The organism is Lysobacter antibioticus HS124, assembly GCF_000336385.2.
Classification (GTDB): domain Bacteria; phylum Pseudomonadota; class Gammaproteobacteria; order Xanthomonadales; family Xanthomonadaceae; genus Lysobacter; species Lysobacter firmicutimachus.
Genome location: NZ_HG424478.1, coordinates 26,426 through 37,149, shown reverse-complemented (window position 1 = coordinate 37,149; position 10,724 = coordinate 26,426). Strand labels below are relative to the sequence as shown.

Genomic DNA, 10,724 nt, shown 5'->3' with positions numbered 1-10,724 from the left:
CCGTCGCCAGCCGTGCCTCGAGCCTGCTCGGTGCGCGCCAGGGCGCGTATCTGCGGCGGCTGATGCAGCAATTCGACCGCGGCGACCTGCTCGAAGCCCTGCGCCACGCGCTGCCGATCGACGGTCACGAACCCGGCGTCGGCCGCGGCTTCGGTCTGCCCGGGCGGCGCGCCGATCTCGGCCTGCACGGCGGGACGTCCTATGGCGTCAACATCGACATCGGCGACATGGCGCGCGAGCTGCTGCGCAAGCGCTACCGCGCCGCGTTCCAGCGCCTGGACCGCGACGGCCGGATCGACGAAGCCGCGTTCGTGCTGGCCGAACTGCTCAACGTGCGCCAGGAGGCCTTGGACTATCTGGTCCGGCACCAGCGCAGCGTACAGGCCGCCGAACTGGCGCTGGGCTGGGACATGCCGGCCGATACGGTGATCCGCTTGCTGATGCTGGCCGGCGACCGCGAACGCGCGGTGCTGGTCGCGCGCCGCGACGGCGCCTTCGCCAGCGCGGTGGCGATGTTGGAGAGCGAGCACCCCGAGCACGCGCTGGCGCTGCGCCGCGAGTGGGGCCAGGCCCTGGTCGAACAGGGGCGTTGGTTGGCCGCGGTGGACGCGGTGTGGCCGGACCCGGGCTCGCGCGAGCAGGCCGCACGCTGGCTGCTGGCGGCCGAGAACGCCGGCGCCGAATTGTCGGCCGCCGCGTTGGTGCAGCGTGCGGCGTTGTTGCCGGACACGCTCGCGCACTACGCCGCGCGCATCGAGGCGCTGGCCGACCCGGGCGCGCCGGCACCGCCGCGCGCCGCGCTGGGACAGGCATTGGCGGCGCACAAGGGCCATAACCGCGCATTGGCTTTGTTGGCGACGCGGGTATTGCCGGCGTTGGCGGCCGACCGCGCGGTCGGCGCCAACGATCTGGAGGCCCGACAATTGCAGCGGCTGCTGAAGCTGTCGCGCGACCCCTGGCTGCAAGCGGATCTGCCGGCGTTGCAGACGCCGCCGCTGGCGCGCCAGCGGCTATGGGAACGCGCCGAACCGGTGCGGCTGCGGCTGGACCCCGCCGCCGGCTTGCAACGTCCGCTCGACGTCGCCGCGCTCGGCGGTGGCCGCTATCTGGTCGCACTGGGCGAGGCCGGGGTCGCGGTGGTCGACCGCCAGGGGCAGAGCCTGCGCCGGTATCCGGTGCCGGCTTCGCACCTGGTGATCGGCGACAGCGGCGAAGTCGCGCTGGCGGTGATCCGGCGCGATGCGATCGCACGCGTTTCGCGCCTGGACCTGGTTCGCCATCGCATCGACGATCTCGGTGCGATGCGCCTGCAGTTCTTCGCCGACCGCTACGACGGCATCGCCTGGTCGGTGGTCGCCGACGAGCGCATCGCCGTGCTCGATGCGGCCCGGCCCGGGCTGGACGCGCTGTGGAGCGTCGGCGATCTCGGCGGCCCGGTGGCGGCGGCGCAGTACTTCGCCCGCGACGAGGTCTATCTGGTGCGCGAACGCGAGTACGCTTCGGCCTGGCATTACCGCGCCGCGCCGCGCCGCGCGCTGGTCTCGCGCAATCCGATCGCCGCGCCGGGCGAGAGCGAGTCGGTCTATCTGCACCCGCAGGGCGCAGCCTGGGCGGTGTTCGCCGATGCGCAGGCCGAGGGCGGTCTGCTGCTGGCCTACGAATCGGCCGGGCGCCGGCACAGCGCCGTGTTGGCGGCGCCGAGCGGCCAGGCGCAGCCGTTCTGGCATACCTTGCGTACGCTCGGCGCCGGCCTGCTGGCCTGGCTGCAGGACGAACGCCGGGCGCGCGCCTATGCGCTCAATCTGTCCGGACAGACCGTGGCCGAGATCGACTGGCCCGAACCCGGGCTGGGCGTGGCGGTGCGCGAGCAGGCCGGGCATTTGCTGCTGTTCGATGCGCACGGTCGGGTGCTGGACATCGACACCGAGACCTCGATCGCGCATTCGTTCGCGCTGCGTTGAGCGGCGCGCGCCGCCGCCGGCGAACGCGGCGGGCGACTCCAGAAAAACGAAGCCCGGCGGATGCCGGGCTTCGTCGTATCGCCTTCGCGATCGGTCAGGGGAAGATCTTGATCTGCTGATCGGCCTTGCGCTGCATCGCCGTGCCGGCCTTGCAGCCGAAGGCTTCGCCGAACGCCGCCAGGTTGGACAGCGGCACGTTGGTGCGCCACTGGCCCGGCGCGTGGATGCCCGCGGCCGAACGCTGGGCGGCGACTTCCGGGCTCAGGTGCTGCGCCCACAGGCCGGCCCAGGCGCGGAAGAAGGCCTGGTTGGCGTCCTTGCCCGCCGACGGCGCGGCGCTGCGGTACGCATTCCAGGCGATCTCCAAGCCGGCCTGGTCGGCGATGGCGACGTCGCGCACCTGGCTGCCGTTGACCTTGGTCCCGCTCAGGCCCGGATAGGCCTCGGCGCTGTACTGGGCGGCGACGCGGCTGCCCAGGGCCTCCCAGGCGGCGATTTCGTTCGGCGTCCACCAGTCGCGCACTTCCTGCTTGGCATTGACGTAGCGGCCGCGGTTGTCGAAGCCGTGGGTCAGCTCGGCGCCGACCAGCGCGCCGTAGGAACCGTATTGCGCGGCTTCCGGCTTGCTCAGGTCCAGCACCGGCGCCTGCAGCATGGCGGCGGTGACGATCAGGCGGTTCTGGGCGATGTCGTAAGCCAGCGACGGCTCCTGCGGCAGCACGTCCCAGCGGCGGTCGGCGTTGCCGCGGCCGATCCGCTTCATCTCTTCGCGGTGGCGCCAGGTCGAGGCGATCAGCATGTTGCTGCCGAAGCTGCCGCGGCCCATCGGCTGCACGGTGTAGTCGAGGTCGCGCTTGGGCGTGCCGACTTCGATCTTGAGCTTGGCCAGCTTGGCGCGGGCCTCGTTCTTGACCGCGTCGGAGAAGCGGCTGTCGGCGTCGATCGACTTGGACAGGGCATCGCGGACCTGATCGGCGATTTGCTCGGCGCGCTTGTCGGTGGCGGCCGGCAGATAGCGCGCGGCGTACTCGTGGCCGACCATCGGGCCGGCGGCGAGGGTGACGGCGTCGAGCACGGCCTGCTGGCGCGCCGGCGGCGCGCTCTGGCCGCGCAGCACGCGGCCGCGGAATTCGAACTCGGCGTCGCGGAAGGGCTTGGCCAGGTACGGCGCCATCGCGTCGCCGACGCGCCAGCGCAGATAGGTCTTCCACTGCTCGGGCTTGAGCGTGGCGACCAGATTGTCGAGCTGGGCGAACAACTGCGGGTTGGCCAGCGAGACGCTGTCGTCGCTGACGCCCTGGGCCTTGAGGAAATCGCCCAGTTGCAGGCGCTTGTACTGCTTGCCGACGTCGGCCACCGACACCCGGGCGTAGTTGGCGCGCGGGTCGCGCAGGTCCGGCAGCGACTTGGAGGCGCGGGCGATGCGGGTCTCCAGGTCGATCACCTGCTGCGACTCGGCCGCCAGCTTGTCCTTCGGCGTGCCGGTCAGGGCCAGGATCTTCTGCACGTAGTTGTTGTAATGGCCGAGCAACTGGCGGGTGTCGTTGTCGCTGCGGGTGTAATAGGCCGGGTCCGGCAGGCCCAGGCCGCCCTGGCTGAAGTAGCCGATGTGGCGTTCCAGGTCCTGCAAGTCGATGTCGGCGCCGAAATTGAACGCGACCGGGATGCCGACCTGGTGCAGGGCGGCGATCGAGGCGGGGATGTCCTTGGCCTTCTTGATCGCGCCGATGCGCGACAGCAGCGGCGCGATCGGCTGGGCGCCGTCGCGCTCGACCGCCGCTTCGTCCAGGCCGCTGGCCCAGAAGTCGCCGAGCAGCTTCTGGACATTGCCTTGCGGCGAGGTCATGGCGCTGTTGAGCAGCTCCAGCTGCTGCTTGCGCGCATTGGCGGCGAGCTGGTCCAGGGTCGAGACCGAACCGGCGCCGGACAGCGGGTTGGCGCGCAGCCAGTCGGCGTTGGCGCTGGCGTAGAAGTCGGTGCAGGCGGAAGCCGCGGCGGGCGCCTTGGGCTTGGCGGCGGCCTTCTTCTTGGCGGCGTCGGCGGCGGGCGAGGCGAGGCCGGCGATGAGGCTGAGGGCGAGGGCGCAGGCAAGCGGGCGTAGGGTCGACATCGCGTATTCCATCCTGGGGATGGGCGAGTTTAACAACCCGGCGTGGGAAGGCGATGAACGGGTTTGGCGGTTGCGCGAGGAATGGGCGGGGCCCTCACCCCAACCCTCTCACGCAAGCGGGAGAAGGTGGCCGCAGGCCGGATGAGGGCAAGCGCTCGGCCGGATGCGGGCCAGACAAGAAAAAAGGCCCGGGAATCCCCGGGCCTTTCCGCGGCTGGCCAGGAGGCGGAGAGAATCGACTCCCTCCGTCCCCGACGCATCACCAGATCACGACCTGCTTGTCGCCCTCGCGGACCATCGGCTGGCCCGGCTTGCACGAGAACGCGGCGGCGAAGGCCGGCAGGTTCGACGGTGCGCCGATCGCGCGGAAGTTGGCCAGCGCATGCTCGTCGGTCTGCAGGCGCACTTCCATTTCCTTCTCGGTGAAGTTGCGGCGCCACACCGTGGCCCAGTTGAGGAAGAAGCGCTGGTCGCGGGTCAGACCGTCGGTCTTCGGGTCCGGGGTGTCGCCCGCGGCCTTCTTCATCGCGTCGTAGGCCGTGGCCAGGCCGCCCAAGTCTGCGATGTTCTCGCCGAGGGTGTGCTTGCCGTTGACGAATTTGCCCGGCGCCGCCTCATAGGCGTTGAACTGCGCGATCAGCTTGTCGGTCAGGCCGGAGAAGGCCTTGGCGTCGCTCGGCGCCCACCACACTTCCATATTGCCGGTCGGCCCGAAGCGCGAACCCTGGTCGTCGTAGCCGTGGGTCATTTCGTGGCCGATCACCGCGCCGATGCCGCCGTAGTTGGTGGCGTCGTCGGCCTTCGGGTCGAAGAACGGCGGCTGCAGGATCGCGGCCGGGAACACGATCTCGTTCTGCAGCGGGTTGTAGTAGGCGTTGACCATCTGCGGCGGCATGCCCCACTCGGTCTTGTCGACCGGCTTGCCGATCTTGCTCAGGTTCCACTTGTAGTTGAATTCGTTGGCCGCCTTGACGTTGGCGTAGTAGCTGTCGCGGTTGGTGTTCAGGCCGCTCCAGTCGCGCCACTTGTCCGGGTAACCGATCTTCGGGGTGAAGCTGGCCCACTTCTCCAGCGCCTTCTTCTTGGTGTCGGCGCTCATCCAGGCCAGATTCTCGATGCGCGCCTTGAGGGCTTCGCTGAGGTTCTTGACCAGGGTCTGCATGCGCTCCTTCGACTCCGGCGAGAACGCGACCTTGACGTACATCTGGCCCAGCGCTTCGCCGGCCTGGCCCTCGATGGTGTCGAGCACGCGCTTGCCGCGTTCCTTCAGCTCCTTCTGGCCACGCAGGGTCTTGTTGTAGAAGTTGAAGTTCTCTTCGACGAAAGCGTCCGCCAGGTACGGCGACGCGCCGTCGATGGCGTGGAAGCGCAGGTAGGCCTTCCACTGGTCGGCCGGAACGTCGGCGAGCATCTTGCTGACTTCCTGGTGGAAGGCCGGCACCGCGAGCGAGAACATCTTCGGCAGGGCCACGCCCTGCGATTCGAAGAACTTGGTCCAGGAGAAGTTCGGGGTCAGCTTGTCGGCATCGGCCGGGCTGACCGGGTTGTAGTACAGCGAAACGTCGCGCGAGAGCTGTTCGCGCGACTTGGAGACCTTGGCCAGGCGGGTCTCGAACGCGACCACGTCCTTGGCCTGCTTGGCCGCGTCGGCCGCCGGCGTGCCGCCGAGCTCGAGCACCTTGGCGATGTGGGCCTCGTACGCGGCCAGCTTGTCCTTGTGCTTGGCGTCGAAGTAGTAGGGCGTGTCCGGCAGGCCCAGGCCGCCCTGTGCGGCGTAGGCGATGTTGTTGGCCGAATCCTTGAAGTCGGCTTCGGCGCCGAAGCCGAACAGCGGGTTGTCGCCGGTCGCGGCGGAGGCGCGCAGGTACTCGGCGATCTTCTCCGGGCTGTCGAGCGCGTCGATCTTGGCCAGGTCGGCCTTCAGCGGCTCCAGGCCCTGGGCGTTGATCTTGGCCGCGTCCATGCCGGTCGACCACAGGTCGCCGACGATCTTCTCCACGCCGGTGGCCTGGGTGTCGGCCGCGGCCTGCTCGGCGATCTGGCGCTGCACGGCGGTCGAACGCTCGTCGAGCATTTCGAACGCGCCCCACGAGGTGCGGTCGCCCGGGATGGCGTTGGCGGCGAGCCACTTGCCGTTGACGTAGCCGCCGAAGTCGGTACAGGCGTCCTTGCTGGTGTCGAGATCGGAGATCGCGAAGCGGTTGACCGGCGGCAGCTTGCTCTCGTCGAGCTTCAGTCCGGTGGTCTCGGCCGGCTTGGCGGCGCTGTCGGCCGGCGCGGTCGGGGCAGGGGTTTCCTGCTTGCCGCAGGCGGCCACGACCGTGGCGATGGCGAGGGACAACAACAGGACTTGCGGTTTCTTGAGGGTCACAGCGGGCTCCGGCCGAAAGGGCGTTGGCGTGAAAGCGTTGGGGGTGAAGCGGGAACAGGGGATTGTCGCGGATTCGGCGCCTTAGTGGGCCTTCCTGGGCCGGGACACGGCCGGACGATAGTCCCGTTCCGGCGCCGGGAAGGGTGTCGAAGGTCATGTCGGGGGGCGCCGATCCGTTCAGCTTTGCCCGGCTTGCGCATCGGCTGTGCGCGCCGCCGCGACCGGCTGCGCATCGGCACCGTGCTAGGTTCGAGCTTTCCACGGCAGTTAGGCGGTCGAGCGATGCAAGTCCATTTCCACGGAGCGGCGGGCGAGGTCACCGGTTCCCTGCACGAGGTCCGCGCCGCCGGCCGGCGCATCCTGCTCGACTGCGGAATGATTCAGGGCAGCCCCGAAGCCGAGCGGCGCAACTTCGACCCGTTCGGCTTCGAGCCGACCGCGCTCGACGCACTGGTGATCAGCCATGCCCATATCGACCACATCGGCCGGGTGCCGCTGCTGGTGCGGCGCGGTTTCCGCGGGCCGATCTACGCCCAGGGCGCGACCGCGGAGCTGATGCGGATCATGCTGCTCGACGCGGCCTCGATTTCCGAAAGCGAAGCCGAGCGCAGCAACCGCCGGCGCCGCGACGGCGAACCCGAGGCGCTGCCGCTGTATACCCGCGACGATGTCGAAGCCAGCCTGCGCCAGGTACGCCCGCTGGCCTACGACGCGCGCGAGACGATCCTGCCCGGCGTCGACATCGCGTTCCGCGAGGCCGGCCATATCCTGGGGTCGTCGGCGGTCGAGCTGTGGGCGGAAGGGCGCAAGCTGGTGTTCTCCGGCGATATCGGCCCGAAGGGCACGCCGATCCTGCGCGATCCGGCGCCGATCGAGGCGGCCGATCTGGTGCTGATGGAATCGACCTACGGCGACCGTCTGCACAAGGATCGTGCCGAGACCATCCTGGAACTCGGCCGGGTGCTCGACGCGGCCTGGAACGACGGCGGCAACGTGCTGATCCCGGCGTTCGCGGTCGGGCGCAGCCAGGAACTGCTGTACTGGTTCGCCAAGTACTGGGACGAATGGCGACTGGCGCGCTGGCGGATCTTCTTCGACAGCCCGATGGCGGCCAAGGTGGCCGGCGTCTACGCCCGCCACACCGCGCTGTTCGACGAAGACGCGCTGCGGGTCTGGCAGGAGCGGCCTAATCCCTTCCGCCTGCCCAATCTCCAGTTCAGCGAAACCGCCGAGCAATCGATGGCGATCAACCGCATCGAACGCGGCGCGATAGTGATCGCCGGTTCCGGCATGGCCAATGCCGGGCGCATCCTGCATCACTTCAAGCACAACCTCGGCAAGCCGCAGACCCGCGTGGTGTTCGTCGGCTACCAGGCCGAAGGCACGGTCGGCCGGCGCCTGGTCGACGGCGCCCAATGGGTGCGCATCCACGGCCGCGACGTGCGCGCGCTGGCCCAGCGCCACACCATCGGCGGGCTGTCGGCGCATACCGACCAACGCGGCTTGATCGAGTGGTACGGGAACATCGCCGGCCATCCGCCGTTGGCGTTGGTGCACGGCGAAGACAAGGCGCGCGAAGCGCTGGCGGGGGAGATCGGAGAACGGTACGGGGTGGAGGTGGCGTTGACGCGGCCGGGGATGAGGTTGCAGGTGTGAGGAGGCGCGGGGCAAAGCTTATTCACTATGTTCAGCAAGTAACTCCTGCAAATGTCTGATCTGAAAGGGCAAAAACTGTCGCCGCGCGTCATTTTTAGTGATTGATGTCTCATTAATGGTGCGCTTTCTTTCGCGCTGAGGGCGGGCCGGACTGTCGCTGCGGCGAGTCTTCGGCTGCGCACTGCACGTTGGCATGGTTATTGCGCTTCGTTGATCAAATGCGGGCGTTGGGCGCCCGATCGGAACGCGAAGATATGTCGACTCGACGACGGAGTGAACGAAGCATGGATTTTCGAGCGAGCAACGGCGCTGGATCGACCCCGGGAACCGCATGCGCACCTCGTTTCCGCCCTGGTGCGCGCAGAGTTTCCGGCGCGGCCCTGCTCGCCGCGATCGCGGTAACGCTGCCGTCGGCGCTGTGGGCGTCGGAGCAGAACCCCGATGTCGATGCCGCTACGGGGACCCAGACGACCTACCTCTCCGGCTTGAGCTTGACGGCCGTGTCCGGCGGCGGCGTACCGGGCACGACCTCGACGTCGGTGACGGCTGGCGGTTTGAGCTTCGGCGGCAACCCGCCCGGCGCCTACGACCCGCGCATCGATTTGGTGTCGGAAACCTTCAATTTCCTGACTCCCGGCACCACGACCGTGGTCGCGGCTGGCGGACAAGTGTCGCGCGGTAACTTGACTTTCAATTTCAGCCGGCCGGTGGTCAATCCGCGATTCCATTTTGCGCGCCTTGGCGGTACCGGCGCAGGCGCAGGGTTCACTTCGACCTTTTTCACTTCGCCGGTGGGTTCGACCTGGACCGTCGTCGGCGGCACCCTGACCACCGTCAGCGCCAACACCGTGCTGCGCCCGTCATCGAACGCCCCTTCGATCGCGTGCGGAAATCCGGCCACGACCTCGGGTTGCGGCACCGCGCAGCTCAACGGCACATTCACCTCGATCGCGCTGGGCATCGGCATCGGTAATCCGACGCTCGGCGCTGGCGATCTGGGAGCGGACGGTTATACGGTGACGATCACCGTCGACGAAGATTTCAGCGATGCGCCGACCAGCTACGGCATGGCCGGCCACGTCAATTCCGGCCTGACATTGGGGCCGAGCCTCAGCGTCGATCCGACCTTGCCGCTGACGATCCCCAACGGCACCGCCTACATCACGCCCGCACCGGCGACCAGCCCGCGCGCCAGCAACGATGCTGCGGGCGACACCGACAACGCCTTGGGCACGCTGGCGCCGGTCGGCGTCGGCACCTACAGCCTGTCGGTGCCGGTGGCCGGCTTCCAGAGCGTGTCGGGTGCGACGCCGCAGTTGTGCGGTTGGATCGACTTCAACCGCAACGGCAGTTTCGAGACCGCCGAGCGCGCCTGTGCGAACGTGAGCGGCAACGGCAACATCGCATTGAACTGGACCATTCCTACCGGCGCGACCTACGTCGCCGGCGAAAGCTATATGCGTTTGCGCGTGGGCTATACGACCTCGCAAGTGCAGAACGCGACCGGCCTGGCCGACAGCGGCGAAGTGGAGGACTACCCGATCACCTTGTTGCCGCGCGTACGCCTGACCAAGGCGCTGGTGCCGACGAGCGACCCGGGCCTGTTCAATCTGTCGGTGGCGCCGGCCTCGGCGACCGCGGTGCAGACCAACAGCGGCACGGTCTCCAACGTCGGCCACAACGGCACCACCGGTTGGGTACCGGTGCCGCTGAGCACCCTGATCACGGTCAGCGAGACCGCGGGCACCGGCACCAGCCTGGGCAGCTACAGTTCCAGCATCGCCTGTACCGATCGCTCCGGCGCCAACGTCGTCCTCGGCGCGGCCGGCACCACGCGCACCTTCTTCAGCCTGATCAGCGCGCCGGTCGGGCCGCCGACTACGCCGAACACGGCCAACGCCAATCTCAGCGAGATCAGTTGCGTGGCGACCAACGCGCGGTTGCCGACGGTGCAGGCGGTCAAAGTCACCCAGAACGGCACCGGCACGTTCTCATTCAGCGGCAGCAACGGCATCGCCAATCACGACATCACCACCGCCGCCGCCGGCACCGGCGTGGCCGGCCCGGTGCAGGTGTTGACCGCGGCGAACACCGCGACCACGCTGAGCGAAGGTCCGTTGCCGGCAGGCTACCTGCTGGGCGGGATTTCCTGCACCGGCCTCGGCGCGGGCGGCAGCGCGAGCAACGATCTGGCCAACCGCAGCGTGACCCTGGACGCGGCGGCGACTGCGCCCGGCAGCGCCATCGTCTGCACGTTCACCAACGTCGCGCAGGTCGCCGATCTGGTCATCAGCAAGACCAACACGCCGTTGGCGGGCGACAACGATCAGGCCAACGACACCGTCGTGCGCGGCGCCGCGACCCAATACACGGTGAAGGTGACCAACAACGGTCCGGTGGCGGTCACCGGCGCGCTGGTGCAGGACGCGCCGGGCGCCGGCCTGAACTGCCCGGCCGGCAATACGGTGACCTGCAGCAGCGCCACCGCGGGTGCGTGTCCGACCACGCCGAGCCCGATTCTGATCAGTCACCTGAGCGCCGGCCTGGCGTTGGGCACGCTGCCGGTCGGCGCCAACCTCAGCCTGGTGTTTTCCTGCACGGTGCAATAAGCGGCAACGCGGCGGAT

At 68.9% G+C, this 10,724-nt stretch carries 5 protein-coding genes; 3 read left to right on the top strand and 2 right to left on the bottom strand.

What is annotated here, in order from left to right:
• On the top strand, nucleotides 1–1,961 hold a 1,961-nt coding region (locus TX83_RS23265), incomplete at its 5' end, for a hypothetical protein (RefSeq protein WP_064747476.1).
• Nucleotides 1,962–2,055: 94 nt separating this feature from the next.
• On the opposite strand, the gene TX83_RS08275 is transcribed toward TX83_RS23265, so the two are convergent.
• Together TX83_RS08275 and TX83_RS08270 are read right to left on the bottom strand one after the other, a co-directional pair.
• On the bottom strand, nucleotides 2,056–4,071 hold the full coding sequence (locus TX83_RS08275) for a M13 family metallopeptidase (protein WP_064747481.1): 2,016 nt from the start codon (nucleotides 4,069–4,071) through the stop codon (nucleotides 2,056–2,058).
• Nucleotides 4,072–4,330: 259 nt separating this feature from the next.
• Entirely contained in the window at nucleotides 4,331–6,442 is a 2,112-nt protein-coding gene (locus tag TX83_RS08270) for a M13 family metallopeptidase (RefSeq protein WP_075575057.1), read from the bottom strand.
• A gap of 282 nt (nucleotides 6,443–6,724) precedes the next feature.
• Between TX83_RS08270 and TX83_RS08265 the strand changes: the two genes are divergently transcribed.
• A complete protein-coding gene (locus tag TX83_RS08265) occupies nucleotides 6,725–8,098 on the top strand; it encodes an MBL fold metallo-hydrolase (protein WP_064747475.1) in 1,374 nt (457 codons plus the stop codon).
• A gap of 500 nt (nucleotides 8,099–8,598) precedes the next feature.
• Nucleotides 8,599–10,707 (top strand): prealbumin-like fold domain-containing protein, encoded by a 2,109-nt coding sequence (locus TX83_RS08260; protein WP_261370063.1) that lies wholly within the window; start codon nucleotides 8,599–8,601, stop codon nucleotides 10,705–10,707.
• Nucleotides 10,708–10,724 lie beyond the last annotated feature (17 nt).

Coding starts and splice junctions, on each gene's coding strand:
- TX83_RS08275 (WP_064747481.1), bottom strand. CDS start 4,071: ATGTCGACCCTACGCCCGCTTGCCTGCGCCCTCGCCCTCAGCCTCATC.
- TX83_RS08265 (WP_064747475.1), top strand. CDS start 6,725: ATGCAAGTCCATTTCCACGGAGCGGCGGGCGAGGTCACCGGTTCCCTG.